Here is a 17,708-nt window from a genome sequence, read left to right as displayed (position 1 = left end):
ACATGAAAAAGAAGATAATAGTTATGATAGCGGTGCTGCTCCAGGTAGGAGCAGTCAACCGCCTCTTTGCCCAGATTGATCCACATTTTTCGCAATATTATGCTTATCCCATGTATCTTAACCCCGCCCTAACAGGGGTTTTTAATGGAGATGCCCGGGTAAACGGAAATTTTAAAAACCAGTATGCCACCATCAATAACGCCTATCAAACCGGTGCTGTTTCTGCAGATTTCAGGCCTACCGATCGCGTAGGGGTAGGCGTTAACATCCTGAATCAAGGTGCCGGCGACATCGGATATAATTACTTTTCGGCCTATGGCTCATTCTCGTACAATATTGCCATATCAAATGATGGTTACAAGAAAGTAAGCTTTGGTGTGCAGGCAGGTTTGATCAACCGTTTTTTTGATGCTAATAAGGCGCAATATGGCAGTCAGTTTAACCCTGCCAGCGGGTTTGACCCAACCTTACCAAGTAATGAGAACTTCCTGAACACCAACGCCACTGTGTTTGATGCCGGTGCAGGTGCTTTTTATTATGACGGCGACCCATCGCACAATGCCAACTTCTTTGGCGGGTTCAGCGTGTCGCATCTGGCTCGTTCAAAAGACCCTATCGCTATGGCATCTAATACCAGTACCGCCCAGCGCTTACCGATGCGCTTTACTGCCCATGCGGGTATCCGCTTAAAAATAAACGAGAGTTTTGACCTGGTGCCGCATGCTATTTACATGAAACAGCAAAAAGCCCAGGAAAAGGCGGCCGGCGCTTATAGCGAGTTTAAGGTTGACGCTGATAAGGGCCTTATTTTAGGCGCCATGTACCGCTTTAAAGATGCTGCCATAGCTAACGTAGGCTACCATTTTAATAATATGATCATCGGCGCCAGCTATGATTTCAATACTACGCAAACCCGGTCGGCTTTTGGCCAGGGCGGTATTGAGTTATCTATTAGCTACGTATTCCGCAGGCGCATACAGGAACCGGAACCTATTTGCCCAAGGCTATAATCTTATCGCTTATGAAAAAACTATTAACCATATTGTTATTAATTGCCGCAATAGCGCCTGTACATGCACAATACAACAAGGATAACCCCCGTGCATTGGCCGATAAAGCCTTTAATAATAAGGATTATTACGAAGCTGCTTATTATTACCGCAAAGCGGCAGAGGGCATGAACCTTGTTACCCAGCAATCAATTCCTTACAGTGGTGGCGGAAAGGTGAGCAAATTAAGGGAGGGTAAGGTAAGCGACAAGTCGTACATCGCCTACCAGTTGGGCGAATCGTACCGCGGATACGAAAATTACCTGGAAGCCGAACCATGGTACTATCGCGTATTGCAAGAAGGCGATGAAGTTAAATTTCCATTGAGCCGACTTTGGTACGGCGTATGCCTGCGTGCCAACCAGCGTTTTGATGAAGCCATAAAACAGCTTACCGATTTTAATGCGAATTATAAAGGCGACGCAAAATACCGCGCCGTTGCTGATAAGGAGATCAACAATTGCCGTTTTGCAAAGGAACAATACAAATATCCGTTGCTGCTAGATGTTGCAAAACGCAAAGGCGCTTGGTTTTCTGATGGGTCTGACTATGCCATGTACCTCAAGGATGGTGTCAGCTATTTTACTTCATCAAGATTTGCCAGGGATGAAAAAACACATGTGAACAGGCTTTATATGCTGAAGAATGATGGCAGCGGCCAACCGCAGCTAGTGCAGTTTAAGGATGATGGCAGCATGAAAAGCAAAGAGCTGGAATATGGTACGCCAGCCTTTACCCCCGATGGTCAGCACCTCTATTTTACCCGCTGGTTTAAAGTAGGTAGCAAATCAACTTATGCTATTTATACCAGCCGCAAAGGCAGCGATGGTGTTTGGGGACCCCCCGAAAAATTAAACGCAAATGTTAACGCCGATGGCTTTAACTCGATACAACCCTACATTACTGCCGATGGTAAACAAATGTACTTTGCATCAACCAAGCCCGGCGGCTATGGTGGCGACGATATTTGGGTAGCCGATCTCAATGGCGACGGCAGTCCCATTAATTCAAAAAATCTTGGCTCAACGGTAAACACCAGCCAGAATGAACAGGCACCGTATTACGATGTTCAAAACAAGCGCTTGGTTTACAGCTCAAAAGGCTTCACCGGTTTAGGTGGTTTTGATTTTTTTGAAACGATGAACAACAATGGCAATTGGAGCATCCCGGTAAACATGGGTTACCCGATGAATTCTGTCAAAGACGATCTGTATTATGTGCCCGATCCGGCTAACACCAATAAGTTCTACATCAGCTCTGACAGGGAATCTGATTGCTGTTTAAACCTTTTCGAAGCTTACGATAAATGCCATGCGCTGAGCGGTTTGGTGGTTGATTGTGATACCCGTAAAGCACTTGCAGGTGTTAAGGTAAGTTTTGTTGATTCGTTAACTAAGCAAACCATTAAATCTGTTGTTACCGACAAAACCGCACGTTATAGCTTTAATGTAAAAACCAGCAGGCCATATAATCTGGTGCTTGAGAAAGAAGGATATTTCACCAAAGTATTACCGATACCGGCAGCAGGCCGAGAGATGCAGGGTGATACGTTGTTTAATCCTGATATATGCTTGCAAGCCTTTAAGAAAGATAAGCCTATAGTGATCAACAATGTGCTTTATGATTACGATAAAGCCAACCTTCGCCCGGAATCAAAAACGGTACTGAATGAGTTGGTTACCATTATGAAGGATAATCCTAAAATAAAAGTAGAACTGGCTGCTCATACCGATGCTAAAGGCAGCGACAAGTATAATATGGCCCTATCGCAGCGCCGCGCGCAAGCTTGTGTAGACTACATCATTAGCATGGGTATTGCTGAAGACCGCATTTATGCCAAGGGCTACGGCGAACGCCGCCCAATTGCACCTAACACACTACCTAACGGCAAGGACAATCCAACTGGCCGGCAGCTTAACAGGCGCACTGAATTTACTGTGATAAAAATAGAATAGAAAATGTAAAGGAGAAGTAAAGCAATGAAAACTAACGTAATTTTTTCAACCAGACCAACTCTAAAAACAAAGGGGTTTTCAACCCATCATATCGATATTTTTAACCTGATCTTACTGGGTAAAACTAATCGTGAAATTAACCAGGCATTGGGTTACACCAAACGGTCGCATGCGGTGGTTGATCACTCGCGCAGGGTAATGTACAAATTACTCGCGCTTGAGGAACTTGGCCGCAAAGAACATCATGACAGGGTTGTTTACCCGCGTAATTACCAGTTTTGGTGGAAAAAACTGTTAGATAAGCACATGGGGACATTGCTGTCGGTAGCAATTGCCCCCGGGTTTTATGATGACAGGGAGTAATTAGAGGATTTCATAGTGTGTAAGTAGCCCCGTTTTTGCGGGGTTACTTGTTTATATATACACAGCATATTGGGCATATTGTACAAACGACATACTATTTAATTCTACCTAAGATCTGTTATTGGTTTTTAGTTTGTCTGGTTGATCGATAGGTTTTTCAGCCATTCTTTTTGTTCACTCCATCCACCGTATTCACTTTATCCATTGTTGTCTATCCTTAAACTGAACAATCCTATTTAATTAAATTAGTACAAGCGAACACCAGCAATAAGCTTTCCGCCCAACCGCTATTTGCTATCTAAAATTTGGATGAATATGATTGACAGGGACATATTAGCTGACAAACTGGATTTTACTTACAAAAAACAGGGTGATGTAGGCGAAGTAAGGCAACTGCTTGCCGTGATAGGTAATTACTGGTACCTTTTTGCAGGCGGGGTGCTGGTAAGTTTTCTTATAGGTTTCCTTTTTATCCAATATACTCCAAAGCAATGGAATGTTACCGGAAAGATCATTATTGAGGATGAAAAAAACTCGCCATCCAAACTATTATCCAACGGTGTGAACTCCGATCTGTCGGCCCTTTTTGATATCAAAAGCAATTCATACAACGAGGTAAGGGTGCTTGAATCGCGCAACCTGTTGCGACGCGTGATCACTGAAATGAATATCAATGTTCATTTGTACGATAAAAGTGGCCTCATTAAAAAGGAGCTTTTTGATAACGCGCCTTTTAATGTAGTCCTTTCAAATAATGAAGTAACCCGGTCAAATAATTACAACGTCGCGGTGCTTGATAACCAGCATTATCAGTTAACAGATGCTGATAGTGACCACGATATTAAAGGGACTTTCGGCTCGCCAACCAAACTGCCTGACTATTCTATCAATCTTGAAAAAACTGCGTATTTCCACCCCAATGGCAATTATAAAATAACGGTGAAATCTATCAAGAAAGCTGAGAATGAACTGGCAGCCAGGTTTGTTGCATCGCTGAGCGATAAGCAATCAACTGTAATAGGTGTGCAGTTAAGCTACGGAAATGCCAAACGCGGCGAGCTCATTCTGCAGAAATTTATGGAGCTCTATCTGCAAAACAATCTATCCAATAAGGTACGCATGGCCGATAGCACCATTAAATTTATTGATAGCAGGCTCGCCGTTGTTAGCGCGGAATTGGGCAAAGTAGAAAAGAACCTGGAAAAATATAAGGTCAACAACAAAATATCGGACATTAATGCCCAGGCAAAAGCGCTGGTACAGGGCGCAAGCGACTATCAGCAAAAACTGAACGAAACCGAAGTGCAGCTTGCCGTAGTTAATGACCTTTACCGTTACGTGAGCAGCGGGAAAAACTCGCAGGTAGTGCCCAGTTCGTTGATCACCAAGGATATGTCTTTCGGTAGTGCAATTAACGCTTACAATGAGATGCTGTTGCGCCGCGAACAATTAAAACTCAACCTGCAGGAGTCGAGCTCGATCATCAAAAACCTGGATCAGCAGATAGAAACAGCGCGAAATATGCTGTTAACCAGTTTAAAAAGTTACAAGCATAGCCTTAATATATCGCAATCTGCCATAGTGAGGCAAAATGCTGCCATCGGTAATAAAATAGCTGAAGCACCTGTAAAGGAGAGAGTTTATCTGGATTATTCCAGGCAGCAAAGTCTAAAACAGGACCTTTACCTCTTCCTGCTTCAAAAGCGTGAGGAAACCGCTATTTCTCAAAAGGCCACTATCTCTAACTGCCGCATATTGGATAATGCAGAAAGTGATGAAGATCCTTTCGCTCCCAAAAAGTCTTTTATTTATACTATAGCGTCCTTATTCGGCTTGTTTATACCGGCAGCGGGCCTTGGTATCAGGCAAATAACCAATAACCGTATCAGTAAAAAAGATGACATTGAAAAGCACACAACCGTTGCCGTCCTGGGCCAGATAAGTAAGAATAACCATAAGCAAAAAATGTTGGTTTATAATGAGGCCCGAACCGTAATAAGCGAAGAGATACGTGCGTTGCGGACAAATCTTAAATATATAACTGATGGTGGAAGATCCAACGTTATCATGTTTACATCAAGCATGAGTGGCGAGGGCAAATCATTTATCTCGTTAAACCTCGGTAATTCTATTGCGCTATCGGGTAAAAAAGTGGTGCTGCTGGAGCTTGATCTGCGTAAGCCAAAGTTATTGAAATACCTGGGCACGCAGGCCAGCTACGGCTTTACTGATTATGTAATAACGCCTGATAAAGATTGCATAGATCATCTGATACATCCATCAACCTTTAATGAAAATTTCTATTTTATCTCGTCGGGCACTGTACCGCCTAACCCTGCTGAAATATTGATGAGTAGCAGGCTGAAGGAGCTGATCGAGGAATTGCGGGTGAAATTTGATTACGTGATTATTGATACGGCGCCCGTTGGCCAGGTATCGGATGCCCTAGTAATAGAAGAATTTGCCGACGTTACTTGCTACGTAATGCGACAAAATTACACCTACAAGTCGCAATTGAATATTGTAAACGATCTGCAAAAATACCGAAAGGTAAAACAACTGTACCTAATTGTAAATGATATTGAGTTGAGCACCAATAACATAACCGGTTACGGTTATGGCTATGGTAATTACAATTACGCAGAGATAGATGAGGGTAATAAGTTCCTGTCTTTTATGAAAAAGCTTAAGCCTACTGTAAAATAAACAAGCGATGTTGCAGGTAATTCAAACAAATTTTCGCAGCTTTTTTACCAAAGGCCACGAGCGGTCGTTAAGGGCAAAGAAGAATATCTTTCAGTCGTTGCTTATTAAAAGCGGAGGCGTTGTTTGCTCGTTTGCACTTATCCCGCTAACGATTAGCTATGTTGGTGCAAGTAATTATGGCGTATGGCTAACGCTAAGTTCCATCATTAGCTGGGCGGCGCTGTTTGATATGGGCCTGGGTAACGGCCTTAAAAATAAACTGGCTGAGGATGTTGCTTTGGGTAATTTCTCGGAAGGTCAAAGCCATATCAGTTCTACTTACGCTATGCTTACTGCTATATCCGGTGCTTTACTGGTAGTATTTTGCTTTGTTAATCCGTACATCAACTGGCACGGCATATTAAATGTGCCGGCTAATGAGTTACCCAATCTTAACCATTTGGTTGCCATCATCTTTATTTTCTTTTGCCTTCAATTTATTGTTCAGTTAATAAACACCGTACTTACCGCCAATCAAAAACCCGCATTGCCTGCTTTAGTTAATGTTTTGGGCCAGGCGGTTACTATCATCAGTGTGGTTATCCTTACCAATTTTACGGCAGGTTCATTAACATATTTGGTGTATGTGGTGACAGGCATTCCGTTAATAGTGTTGCTTTTTGCAAGCTTTTACTTTTATAGCGGCGATTATAGTTCTTTATCGCCCACCTTCAAATCGGTAAAATATAAGTATGCCCGTCAATTACTAACGGCAGGTGGTGCGTTCTTTATTATACAAATAGGTACTTTGGTGTTGTACGAAACAGATAACATTGTTATTAGCCAATTATTCAGCCCGAGAGAGGTAACCACATTCAATATTGCCTATAAGCTTTTTTCGGTTATCCTGATGGTTTTTATCATGATCATCACCCCGTTCTGGAGCGCCTTCACCGAAGCATATGTAAAGAAAGACCTGGATTGGATAAAGCTAACCCTCAGTAAGATGAATAAGCTTTGGCTGGGGCTGAGCTTATGCACGGTAATGTTACTGATATGCTCACCGGTAATTTACAAGCTTTGGCTTGTAGACGGTGTAAGCGTTCCGTTCACTCTTTCGCTGGCTATGTGCATTTATACCATAGCGCTTATCTGGCAGGCTATGTACGTGCAATTTCTAAATGGCATTAGTAAAATACGGCTGCAATTATATCTCAGTATTTTTTGCACGCTCATCAATATTCCGCTTTCAATACTATTAGGCAAATATTGGGGACTTGCAGGGGTAACTACATCAAACACCATCATTTTTATTTTGATGGGGATAGCATTTTTGGTACAAACTAAAAAGATCATAAACGGCACGGCGGCAGGTTTGCTGGCCAGGTAGATAGCATAGTGTAACATGGCTTTACCATACTACATACGAAAGGCTTACAGGGGCATGCGGGTAGTTTACTATCGCGCCGCCCGTATTTACTCGCACGCTGTAACCACATTTAAGTTTAACCTTAACGGTGTACAGTTTCATAAAGATTTTGTAGGATTTGGTATCCCTATTCTTGATATCAATATGGAGGGGACGTTCTCCATAGGTAAAAGGTTTTGGTTCAACAGCGGTAAGTATCATGCCATGGGCGGCAGGCAGCAGCAATGCTATTTTGTAGCAGCCAAAGGTGCCGAAATTAGCATTGGCGATAATGTGGGTGTCACCTCTATCGCTATAATATGCCATAGTAAGATCAGCATCGGTAACAATGTGAAGATAGGCATTAATACGGTGATCTATGATACTGACTTTCATTCGCTTGATGCGCGGATAAGAAACCAGATACCCGAGAGCATAGAGGGTGTGCGCTCAAAGCCGGTAACCATAATGGATGGTGCTTTTATTGGCGGCCATACTACTATATTAAAAGGCGTAACTATTGGTAAAAATGCAATTGTGGGCGCAGGTTCGGTAGTTTTTAAAAGTATCCCTGATGAGCAGGTATGGGCAGGCAACCCGGCGGTTTACATAAAAGATAATACATATAATTAAAAGGGTATGGCATTGAGAGTGAAGTTCTATTCTGCTTTATTATTGTTACTGGTTGTGACTTCGTTTTTCCATATGCAGGCAATTGTTATCGGCGTATCACTTGCCATCATCGCCATGCCTTTAAACAGGCATGTGTCTGCGCTTAAGCTGATAAGGCTGTTCGGTATTCTTGTTATTCCGGTTGTATTAGGGATGTTCGCAGGTTTCTCGAATAATAATTACCTTATATTAAAGGATATTTATTATTTCATGCTACCGGTACTTTTTACACTTACCGGCATTTTGCTTGCCTGCCATTTAAAGATAGACGAGTTTTTGAAAGTATTAGTTTACGCAGGTTTACTAACGTCGTTGCTGGTTACCGGTATTTCCGTATACAATGTAGGTTTTGGTTCACTTACCGATCCGTATTCCGCCCACTATGCTATTGGCATTGTTGGTACGCCCGGCCCGCCTTTGGCATTTGCCATATTATTGCTCACTAAGAAGTTCAATATTAAACTGTTTAGCGGGTTTTATTTTAACCTGTTTCTGGTGGTTAATGCGTTCGGTATTTACATGTGTGCATCCCGTACCTATCTTATCATCACGTTTTGTTTTGTGATACTTTTGATTGCCAATAAACTCAAAAGGCAATGGGTGCTCCCGGTATCATTTATAATAATAGTTCTGGTATCATTTGTACCGCTGGATATTTTCAGACCAACCGCGTCGTCAACTTCTTTTATCGATAAACTACTCGGCTCTTTCAACGAATTGAGCGTCGGTGATTACAGCACAGAGGAAGATATCAATACTAAATATCGCGGTTATGAATCTTTCATGGCGCTTAATCAATACATGCAGGGAGATACAAAGGATTGGGTCTTCGGCGGCCTGGGTAAACTGGTAGATCTCAAAACCTTTTTGCGTTTGGGTGAGGATACCGATTACGAGTTTATCCCGGTGCTGCATAATGGCTGGCTCTATCTGCTTATAAAAACGGGTATGTTGGGCATTGTAGCCTACGCGTTTGTTTTTATAAGGTTGATCGTTGTTAACTGGCGTAACTATGCCAACACAAACGGCCGACCGGTGATCAAGTTATTCGCTGCACTTTCAATTGGATGCATCCTCAGCCTTTTTCTGACCAATTATATTGTAACGGCTTTTTTTAATGTGGAGATGAGTGTCCTGATGGTAACTCTCGGCTTTAGTTACCTCAATTTTAACCATTTGCTCTTTCTGAGTGAGCAGCGCGAAGCAGCCAGACAGCCTTTAAACCAATTTGCCTACTAATTTGCCATGAATACACAAAATTATACTGCAAACCCTAAAGTAAGTATCGTAACAACAGTGCTTAACGCGGTTGATACCATCGAGCAAACTATTTTAAGCGTACTCAACCAAACCTATAAAAATATTGAGTACATCGTGATGGATGGCGGTTCAACAGATGGTACACTGGACATTATTGAAAAATATCGCGACAGGATAGCGGTAATTGTAAGTGAGCCTGATAAAGGTATTGCCGATGGCTTCAACAAAGGCATAGCCCACGCAACCGGGCAATGGATAGGTATGATAAACGCCGATGATTGGTACATGCAGGATGCCATTGAGCTAATGATGATAAACACATATGCCAATGATGATGTATGTTGCGCTAATTTATTGCTGATAGGTGATAACGGTTTTAAACGCATAAAGAAAAGCAAAATCGGCTGGCTTAATTACGGTATGTACATTATGCACCCGACCTGTTTTGTTAGAAATGGCGTTTACAAGGCGGTTGGCGGGTATGATCCTGCTTATAAAATAGCGATGGATTACGATATGTTTTTGAGGATAAAACATGCCGGTTATAAGATAAAACATATTGACGAGCACATTGCCTGTATGCGCACTTTCGGCGTTAGTAACGATGTTAAAAAAATGCATGCCGAAGAACTTGCCGTTATGAAACGGAACTTGTCATGGAGTAGTTTCCTGATAGCCGGTTTGTTTAACCAACTGAACAGGCTGCGTTGGCGCCTGTGGTATAAAGACCCCTTCCGCTCGGGAAACAAATTAGCAACGCTTTGAAAAAAAAGCTCCTCATATCAGCTTATGCCATATCTCCAACAAGGGGGTCGGAATATGCTGCGGCCTGGAATACCGTAAAGCACCTGGCCGGGAAGCATGATCTTTGGGTGCTGTACGGCATGTCTGATGACCACATGGGCGATACGCAAACACTAAGGCAGTATATTGAGAGAAATCCTCTGCGCGGGATAAAGTTTATTGAGGTAAAGGCCGGGTGGGGTGCTAAAACCATTAACCTATTGAATAAGGCCGGCTTTGGGTGGTTTTTTTATTTTGCCTACTACCTGTGGCAAAAACAAGCGCTCAAAGTCGCTCGCGAGTTAATAAAGGAAGTGGATATTGATGTAGTACACCAGCTGGGCCCGATAGGTTTTCGGGAGCCGGGTTTTCTGAGCAAACTGGGCAAGCCATTGGTATGGGGGCCAATTGGAGGAATGAAGATTATAGACAAGCAGCTGTTAGCAGAACTGCCTTTTAGAACGAGAATAAAGTTTATCCTTAAAAATTGTATCAACAAATATCAGCTTAGATACTCACTTCGGATAAAATTAGCATTTAAAAAAGCCGATATATTGATAGCGGCTACGCGTTTAGGACAGCAAACAATCAAGCAATATTTTAATCGGGACAGTTACTACCTGCCAGAGCAAGGAATAGCCGGCGATGTGTTCCCGGCAGTGAATAAATTTAATAACATGGCTGATAAGGTGCAACTGGTTTGGAGCGGCACGTTAAATGGACGCAAAAACCTGAAAATGTGCCTGCAGGCATTGGCTGCTGTACAGAGAGATAATTGGGTGCTGAACGTTTTGGGGGATGGTCCGCTGCGAGATGAGCTTGAACAATACGCCACTGAGAATAGGATGGCAGACAAGGTTATCTTCCATGGGCATTTGCCACGTAAGGAGGCAGTGCGATTGATGGCCGCCGGCCATTTACACATTATGACCAGCATTGCCGAGGATAACCCTGCCGTAATATTTGAAGCCATGAGCAATGGCGTGCCTACTCTTACGCCAGACCATTGTGGAATGGGCGATGTAATATGTTCTAAGTGCGGGGTAAAGGTGCCTATTGATACTTATGATAACATGCTGCAACAGCTTGCATCTGTCATAAATATTCTGCTCAACAACACTTGGATGTTGACAGATATGCACCAAACCACACTGCTGTGTGCCAACGAACATCGCTGGGATAAACGCTTAAAAAAGTTGAACCATATTTACGACGAAGCCATTGCAGTGCACGGCCAACGTAACAGCTATCCTACAGAAGGGAGGTTAAATATTGTGCCATGAGTAACACCCCGGACAAAATAAATATTGGTATTGATGCCAAGTGGTTCTTTAGCGGTCCGCCCAGCGGTAATATGGTCGTTAAGAATCTGGTCAGCGAAATGATATTGCATAACAATGGTCGCTTTAACCTGCACCTTTTTATACCATCAAAATTTAAAAGGCAAGCGCAGGCTTTGTTTCCAGCAGATGTTAAATTGATTGGTCTGCCGAAAATACCCAACCTTTTATTAAACCAGTTTTTGGTTCCCCTGGCGGCTATACGGCATAAATTAAAAGCCGTACTGTTTCAAAATTTTGCAAGTACATGGCCAGGCAGGCTTCATAAGGTAGCATACATACATGATGTTCTGTTTCTCGACTACCCTGAATATTATACAGGCACCGAGAGGTTTTATTTTAAGCAGATGAAGCGTTTGGCTTCAGGGTCAGACACGGTTATAGCCATATCTGCATCCGAAAAGGAAAGGCTGATAAGTAATAAGGTTTCCGGCTGTTTAAATACCCATGTGGTTTACCACGGTATTGATCAAAACTTTAAACCCAGGAGTTTTTATAATAATAATGAAGTGCAGTCAGTACTTAACAACTATGGAATGCCGGAAAAATACCTGCTTTTTGTAGGCAGGGTAAATGTTCGTAAAAACCTGCTTAACCTTGTTAAAGCCATTTTGTACATCGGAGATCAAAACATACCGTTGGTAATTGCAGGGGAACGTAATAATCTGACTGATGAGTTGGAAACTTTGATCGCTCAGTATAATATATCACATCGCATCATTATTACTGGTCATGTGCCGGAGGCTGACCTGCGGCTGATTTATGCCTGTGCAACTATTTTTTGCTTCCCGTCCTATGCCGAAGGATTTGGGTTGCCGCCTTTGGAGGCAATGAAATGCGGCGTGCCGGTCATCGTATCAGACCGAACCGCCATGCCCGAGGTTTGCGGAGATGTAGCAATATATATCGACCCGGACAATCCCCGTGACATAGCCCTAAAGATAGATACACTTTTAAATAATACTGATCTGTATAGCGAAAAGGTTGCTAAAGGATTGGAACACGTTGAAAGGTTTACGTGGTCACGTTCGGTGCAGCAGATCCTAACCATAATGGAAGAAGCCGGTGTTAGTTGAGAAATTGATAGCAAAACTAAAGCGTGATCCCAATTATAAATGGGAATGCAGATACAGCACGCGCGACCTGCTGATCATCTTATCAGGCAGGGCGGGTCAGGTTTTGCGCGGTTGTTGGCTTAAACTGTTTATAAAAACGCAGGGAATAACGTTCGTGGGAACGGGTGTAAAAGTAAAACATGCACACTTGGTAAGGGCTGGCAAAAATTTGATATTGGAAGATGGTGTTTACCTCAACGCACTTTCAGAAAAGGGCATCCAAATAGGGGATAACGTGAGCATTTCCCGCGACGGTTCTATAGTTTGCACCGGCGTTGTGGCTAATAAAGGTGTTGGTGTAAGCATCGGGAACAACACGGGTATTAATGCGGGAGCCTTTATCGCGGGGCAAGGCGGCGTAACCATTGGCAAAGACGTGATAATAGGGCCGGGCGTTAAGATTTTTTCAGAGAATCATGTTTTTCAAAACACGGACGTGATCATTAAGAATCAGGGCGTAACCCGGCAAGGTGTTATCATCGGTAATAACTGTTGGATAGGTGCCGCGGTAACTATTTTGGATGGCGTTGAAATAGGTAATGGTTGTGTGATAGCGGCAGGAAGCGTGGTTAACAAGTCTATACCTGCAAACTCAGTAGCTGGAGGCGTGCCTGCTAAGGTCATCAAACGCCGCACCACCAATCAAACTAATGAGGTAGAAGTATTAAGATCAGCCTGAAAATTTTATCAGCGATGGCAAACGAATATCAGAAATTTAAAGGATCATGCATTTATATGGCTTGTGGATTGGTCTCCCTCTTACCTTTTCACACACTTAGAGTAGGGTTGTTAAAATTGCTGAGAGCAAAAATAGACCGGAATGTTGGCCTGTATAGAGGTTTCGAAGTCCGGTCGCCCTGGAAGATGAGCATCGGCCACGACACCATCATCGGGCACAAGGCTCTGTTAGATGCACGTATGGGTTTGAGCATCGGCAGCAATGTAAACCTAAGTAATGAGGTAATGATATGGACACTACATCATGATTATAATAGCCCGGATTTTGCACAAGCAGGTGCACCGGTGGTTATTGAAGATTATACCTGGGTATGCTCAAGGGCCATTATATTACCCGGAGTAACAATTGGAAAGGGCGCGGTGGTAGCTGCAGGTGCCGTGGTTACAGGTGATGTTGCACCTTATACGGTAGTGGGCGGCATCCCGGCGAAAAAAATTGCAGATCGTAACCCGAACTTAGTTTACAACTTAGGCGACTACGTATTACCCATCATTTAATACCACCACGAAATCCCGCTTTTCAGAACCCTTGGCGGGTTGCCGCCAAAAATGCTTTTCTCGCCAACAAGCGGTTTAGTAACCATTGAGTTTGCAGCAACAACACAGCCGTTAGGGATAACAGCTCCTTTCAAAATAGTGCATTTGCAGGCCACCCATACATTATCACCAATAATAATTTCTTTTGGGTGATTAAAAACTGTCCCGGTTTCATCTGCTATATGATGGAAATCCGTATCCATCACTAGGCTTTCCCACGAGATACCGCTGTGGTTACCTATCTCTATTTTCTTAGCAGCCACTATAGCGCATTCGGTGCTCATGTTAAAATCATCACCAAATATCAGTTGTGCCCCCTTGCTTACATTTAGCTTGCAGCCATGCATGATAAATGCACGCCCGTTAAAAACAACATCGCCATGCACTTCCCATACGGCCCGTGAACGTTTAAAATCAGCAATACCTATTTTGCCGTAGCCTATCTGCACCAGTGCTGTTCTGATCGGGCTGTTGATAATTACCCTCCCTTTCATTTGGTGCAAAAAAACATTGTTTGAGATAAGTACCGGGAATTTGATGGCCGTTTTAAACGGGAAGTATTTAAAGTTAAAGCGGATTGTTTTCAGGTTTATCCTGGTAATGAATTTAAATAAATTATTCATGGGTTGAGGTCATTATTCAACTAATTGTGTACGTCGCAAAAACTGTTAAATAATAAGCTATTTCTATCCGTTTTCCCAACTGCTCAACTGTCTTAAATCGCGACAAGATAAATTATTCAGGGCCGGAACTACAGTCTATTTCGTTCACTCTGTTTGCGCCTGTTCATTTCATTCATATAGCCCTACAGCGCAAAATTTCGAGGTTTTTTGATGTAATATAGAGTATTGATTAACGCATTTATTGCAAATACAGGTCTAATACCTCAAGGTATTAGCAACAATTTATATAGCTAATAATATCTACTATGCGCATCGCTATCATTGGAACAAGAGGTATCCCCAACAACTACGGTGGGTTTGAACAATGTGCAGAATACTTGTCGGTTGGTTTGGTAAAAAGAGGCTTTGAAGTGACCGTTTACAACTCACATAACCACCCTTACCAGCAAAAGGAATGGAACGGTGTTGAGATATGCCATTGTTATGATCCCGAATACAAGTTAGGCACAGCAGGGCAGTTTATTTATGACCTTAATTGTATAAAAGACGCCCGCAAAAGAAACTTTGATGTTATACTGCAATTGGGCTATACCAGTAGCGCTATATGGGGTTGGATGTTACCCACACAATCTGTGATTACCACTAACATGGATGGTATGGAGTGGAACAGGGCTAAATACTCAAAAAGTGCTAAAGCTTTTTTGCGCCTGGCAGAGCGCCTGGCTGTACTCACAAGCGATTACCTTATTGCCGATTCCACTGAGATACAGCGCTATCTTTATAATAAATACGGCAAGGAGCCGGTGTTTATCCCTTATGGTGCCACTTTGTTTAATGATCATGATCCTGCCGTTTTGCTTGAGTATGGTCTGATGCCACAGCAATATAACATGCTGATCGCGCGTATGGAGCCCGAAAATAGTATAGAAACTATATTGGATGGTTATTGCCTAACCAATTCGGTACATAAATTCCTGGTAGTAGGTAGTACTGATAATGTGTTTGGCAATTATCTGGTTAAAAAATTCAAGTTCAACCCTAACATCATTTTCTGCGGGGGCATATTCAGTGGCGATAAGCTTAATAATCTCAGGTATTACTCAAACCTTTATTTCCACGGACATACTGTAGGCGGTACAAATCCATCTTTGTTGGAAGCTATGGCATCCAACGCGCTTATCTGCGCCAGCGATAATGTATTTAACCGCGCAGTGCTTAACGAAAATGCCTGGTATTTCCACACCTCAAATGATGTAGCACAATACATCAACAGCATTAACAAAGGCACCGGTGAGTATAACGCTATGGTGCTGAACAACCGCGACAGGATAAAGAATTTTTACAGTATAGATAATGTTGTTGATTCTTATGCTGCTCATTTTGAGCAGATAGTGAACGAAAAAGCAGAAAAGAGACAGGCGAAGGTGAGCGAAGGCCAGATCACATTTAACTAAAAACAATTAAGATGATGCACAAAAAACCTATACGCCTTTTGTGTTATACCCTAACCGCATTAGCCTACTTGTTAGTAGGGATATCCTGTTCATATAAGCAAAATCAATTGCTTTTTGAAACACACGTAGCCTCTACAAATTCCCCTTCAATTGCAGGCGCTGCCCCTTATGAATACAAGATACAAACGCAGGACATACTGCAAATGCGCAACCTGCAGGATATTAACTATGTGGTAACAGTTCCGGGTGGTGGTAGTACATCAAACGCTTCTTCAAATGCGCCGCAACCCCAAACCTACCAGGTAGAAAACGATAGCACAGTTGCCCTGCCGGTGTTGGGTAAAGTAAAAGTAGCCGGATTAACCAAGTTAGAGGCTGCCAAAAAAATACAGGGGCTTTACGCCCGCACCGTACTCAAAAACCCCATTATCGACCTGCGAATAATGAACCTGAAGGTGTCCGTATTTGGCGAAGTACGCTCACCGGGCAGTTACATGCTAACAAGCGATAAGACCAACCTGATCGATGTACTGGCGCAAGCCGGCGGCTTGACAGAAAAAGGCGACGAAAAGAAAATTAAAATAGTGCGGGGCGGTATGACAGATCCGCAGGTTTTATTTTTTGACCTGAACGATTTTCGTACGGTATCAAACCCGGCCATTATCATGCAAAGTCAGGACATCATCTATGTAGCACAGAACCGAAGGGCGATAAAGAACGAGAAGATGCAGGACTTTTCAACTATAGTGCAGCCGGGACTGCTTTTTTTAAATACAGCGCTGCTAATATTCACCATAGCACGCAAATAAAACAACGAAAAGGATTATTGAAACAAGTTTAACAGATAGTACATAAGTTATGGAAAGAGTTACATCCCTTAGCCGTATCATCTCTATTTTAATCCAGGATGGGTTTTCGAACAGTTATCATCAATTGTTTAAACCGGCCTTGCGCGCAGCTTACTACAAAGAACTTACCCGGTATATGGCGCAACCATACGCCCGCATAAGTTTTCCTGCCCCAACCAATCTGTTCATAAATAATGCGTTAACCTTTAACGGGTTACTCATAGAGGCCGAAAATGAAAATATATTTTACAAAAACAATTACTGGTTTCGCGCCAGCAAAAGGGCGTTTGACATTGTTTTTTCGTTGGCTGTTATTATTTTCATCTTAAGCTGGCTCCTGCCCATTATAGCCCTACTCATCAGGCTTGAATCCAAGGGGCCGGTAATTTTTTCACAGGAACGTTCATCGCGCGATAACCGAAGTTTCGCCTGCTATAAGTTTCGTAGCATGTACATGAATGATGATTGTGATAAGCTGCAAACCGCCAAAGGCGACCCCCGTATAACCAGGGTAGGCGCTTTTCTACGGCGCACCAATCTTGATGAGCTGCCGCAATTTTTTAACGTGCTGATGGGTGACATGTCTGTAGTTGGTCCGCGGCCGCACATGCTTTCTCAAACACGGGAATATTCTGAACTGATAGAACATTTTATGATACGCCACCTGGTAAAGCCGGGTATCACCGGTTGGGCACAAGCCAACGGTTTGCGTGGCCGAACGGCAACAGTAGATGAAATGCTGAATCGTGTGGATGCCGATGTATGGTACTTAAAGAACTGGACCTTTCTGCTGGATATGTACATCATTTTTTTAACCGTGGTGTATACCCTGGCCGGTAACAAAAACGCCTACTGATTCATGAAATCAATAAACGCAA

The 17,708-nt window shown here is 42.9% G+C and carries 16 protein-coding genes; 15 read left to right on the top strand and 1 reads right to left on the bottom strand.

All coding sequences use genetic code 11. The annotated features are described in order from the left end of the window. The first annotated feature begins 2 nt into the window (after positions 1-2). From CKK33_RS02185 to CKK33_RS19865, 12 genes are all read left to right on the top strand, one after another. Positions 3-1,010, top strand: coding sequence for a PorP/SprF family type IX secretion system membrane protein (locus CKK33_RS02185; RefSeq protein ID WP_095702531.1), 1,008 nt, complete (start codon positions 3-5; stop codon positions 1,008-1,010). 11 nt (positions 1,011-1,021) lie between these two features. After that, positions 1,022-3,004 carry an OmpA family protein gene (locus tag CKK33_RS02180; RefSeq protein ID WP_095702530.1) on the top strand — a complete coding sequence of 661 codons (1,983 nt, stop codon included), beginning with the start codon at positions 1,022-1,024 and terminating at the stop codon, positions 3,002-3,004. 24 nt (positions 3,005-3,028) lie between these two features. Then, positions 3,029-3,367 carry a hypothetical protein gene (locus CKK33_RS02175; RefSeq protein ID WP_095702529.1) on the top strand — a complete coding sequence of 113 codons (339 nt, stop codon included), beginning with the start codon at positions 3,029-3,031 and terminating at the stop codon, positions 3,365-3,367. A 309-nt stretch (positions 3,368-3,676) separates the two neighbouring features. After that, on the top strand, positions 3,677-6,073 hold the full coding sequence (locus tag CKK33_RS02170; protein ID WP_095702528.1) for a polysaccharide biosynthesis tyrosine autokinase: 2,397 nt from the start codon (positions 3,677-3,679) through the stop codon (positions 6,071-6,073). 7 nt (positions 6,074-6,080) lie between these two features. After that, positions 6,081-7,442, top strand: a complete 1,362-nt coding sequence (locus CKK33_RS02165) for a lipopolysaccharide biosynthesis protein (protein ID WP_095702527.1) — start codon at positions 6,081-6,083, stop codon at positions 7,440-7,442. Positions 7,443-7,457: 15 nt separating this feature from the next. Further along, positions 7,458-8,093, top strand: coding sequence for a DapH/DapD/GlmU-related protein (locus tag CKK33_RS02160; RefSeq protein ID WP_095702526.1), 636 nt, complete (start codon positions 7,458-7,460; stop codon positions 8,091-8,093). Positions 8,094-8,099: 6 nt separating this feature from the next. After that, a complete protein-coding gene (locus CKK33_RS02155) occupies positions 8,100-9,371 on the top strand; it encodes a hypothetical protein (RefSeq protein ID WP_143822886.1) in 1,272 nt (423 codons plus the stop codon). 6 nt (positions 9,372-9,377) lie between these two features. Beyond that, a complete protein-coding gene (locus CKK33_RS02150) occupies positions 9,378-10,157 on the top strand; it encodes a glycosyltransferase family 2 protein (RefSeq protein WP_095702524.1) in 780 nt (259 codons plus the stop codon). Next, positions 10,154-11,458, top strand: a complete 1,305-nt coding sequence (locus tag CKK33_RS02145) for a glycosyltransferase family 4 protein (protein ID WP_095702523.1) — start codon at positions 10,154-10,156, stop codon at positions 11,456-11,458. The genes CKK33_RS02150 and CKK33_RS02145 overlap by 4 nt, the downstream gene beginning before the upstream one ends. Beyond that, positions 11,455-12,591: a glycosyltransferase family 1 protein gene (locus CKK33_RS02140; protein WP_095702522.1), complete on the top strand. Its 1,137-nt coding sequence runs from the start codon at positions 11,455-11,457 to the stop codon at positions 12,589-12,591. Before CKK33_RS02145 ends, CKK33_RS02140 begins: the two co-directional genes overlap by 4 nt. A gap of 4 nt (positions 12,592-12,595) precedes the next feature. Next, on the top strand, positions 12,596-13,309 hold the full coding sequence (locus CKK33_RS02135) for a DapH/DapD/GlmU-related protein (protein WP_158223384.1): 714 nt from the start codon (positions 12,596-12,598) through the stop codon (positions 13,307-13,309). A gap of 14 nt (positions 13,310-13,323) precedes the next feature. Further along, on the top strand, positions 13,324-13,866 hold the full coding sequence (locus tag CKK33_RS19865) for a DapH/DapD/GlmU-related protein (RefSeq protein WP_158223383.1): 543 nt from the start codon (positions 13,324-13,326) through the stop codon (positions 13,864-13,866). Here CKK33_RS19865 and CKK33_RS02125 read toward each other — a convergent pair. Next, entirely contained in the window at positions 13,863-14,528 is a 666-nt protein-coding gene (locus CKK33_RS02125) for an acyltransferase (RefSeq protein WP_095702520.1), read from the bottom strand. The genes CKK33_RS19865 and CKK33_RS02125 overlap by 4 nt on opposite strands. 305 nt (positions 14,529-14,833) lie before the next feature. Here CKK33_RS02125 and CKK33_RS02120 point away from each other — a divergent pair, with 305 nt between their 5' ends. From CKK33_RS02120 to CKK33_RS02110, 3 genes are read left to right on the top strand one after another with little or no spacing between them, the layout of a single operon-like run. Then, complete coding sequence (locus CKK33_RS02120; protein ID WP_095702519.1) at positions 14,834-15,982, top strand: DUF1972 domain-containing protein; 1,149 nt, start codon at positions 14,834-14,836, stop codon at positions 15,980-15,982. 11 nt (positions 15,983-15,993) lie between these two features. Next, positions 15,994-16,791, top strand: a complete 798-nt coding sequence (locus CKK33_RS02115; RefSeq protein ID WP_095702518.1) for a polysaccharide biosynthesis/export family protein — start codon at positions 15,994-15,996, stop codon at positions 16,789-16,791. Positions 16,792-16,840: 49 nt separating this feature from the next. Continuing rightward, the gene (locus tag CKK33_RS02110) at positions 16,841-17,686 is read left to right on the top strand and encodes a sugar transferase (protein WP_095702517.1); all 846 of its coding nucleotides are present in this window, start codon (positions 16,841-16,843) and stop codon (positions 17,684-17,686) included. Positions 17,687-17,708 lie beyond the last annotated feature (22 nt).

It is taken from the genome of Mucilaginibacter sp. MD40, assembly GCF_002288635.1.
Taxonomy (GTDB): Bacteria; Bacteroidota; Bacteroidia; order Sphingobacteriales; family Sphingobacteriaceae; genus Mucilaginibacter.
The sequence above is the reverse complement of the archived record's forward strand: the minus strand, read 5'-3'. Positions and strand labels throughout refer to the sequence as shown.

Excerpts from the sequence above, each read along its gene's own strand:
- CKK33_RS02180 (WP_095702530.1), top strand. The coding sequence starts at position 1,022 with ATGAAAAAACTATTAACCATATTGTTATTAATTGCCGCAATAGCGCCT.
- CKK33_RS02140 (WP_095702522.1), top strand. The coding sequence starts at position 11,455 with ATGAGTAACACCCCGGACAAAATAAATATTGGTATTGATGCCAAGTGG.
- CKK33_RS02175 (WP_095702529.1), top strand. The coding sequence starts at position 3,029 with ATGAAAACTAACGTAATTTTTTCAACCAGACCAACTCTAAAAACAAAG.
- CKK33_RS02125 (WP_095702520.1), bottom strand. The coding sequence starts at position 14,528 with ATGAATAATTTATTTAAATTCATTACCAGGATAAACCTGAAAACAATC.
- CKK33_RS02115 (WP_095702518.1), top strand. The coding sequence starts at position 15,994 with ATGATGCACAAAAAACCTATACGCCTTTTGTGTTATACCCTAACCGCA.
- CKK33_RS02120 (WP_095702519.1), top strand. The coding sequence starts at position 14,834 with ATGCGCATCGCTATCATTGGAACAAGAGGTATCCCCAACAACTACGGT.
- CKK33_RS02110 (WP_095702517.1), top strand. The coding sequence starts at position 16,841 with ATGGAAAGAGTTACATCCCTTAGCCGTATCATCTCTATTTTAATCCAG.
- CKK33_RS19865 (WP_158223383.1), top strand. The coding sequence starts at position 13,324 with ATGGCAAACGAATATCAGAAATTTAAAGGATCATGCATTTATATGGCT.
- CKK33_RS02170 (WP_095702528.1), top strand. The coding sequence starts at position 3,677 with ATGAATATGATTGACAGGGACATATTAGCTGACAAACTGGATTTTACT.
- CKK33_RS02155 (WP_143822886.1), top strand. The coding sequence starts at position 8,100 with ATGGCATTGAGAGTGAAGTTCTATTCTGCTTTATTATTGTTACTGGTT.
- CKK33_RS02185 (WP_095702531.1), top strand. The coding sequence starts at position 3 with ATGAAAAAGAAGATAATAGTTATGATAGCGGTGCTGCTCCAGGTAGGA.
- CKK33_RS02150 (WP_095702524.1), top strand. The coding sequence starts at position 9,378 with ATGAATACACAAAATTATACTGCAAACCCTAAAGTAAGTATCGTAACA.
- CKK33_RS02160 (WP_095702526.1), top strand. The coding sequence starts at position 7,458 with ATGGCTTTACCATACTACATACGAAAGGCTTACAGGGGCATGCGGGTA.
- CKK33_RS02165 (WP_095702527.1), top strand. The coding sequence starts at position 6,081 with ATGTTGCAGGTAATTCAAACAAATTTTCGCAGCTTTTTTACCAAAGGC.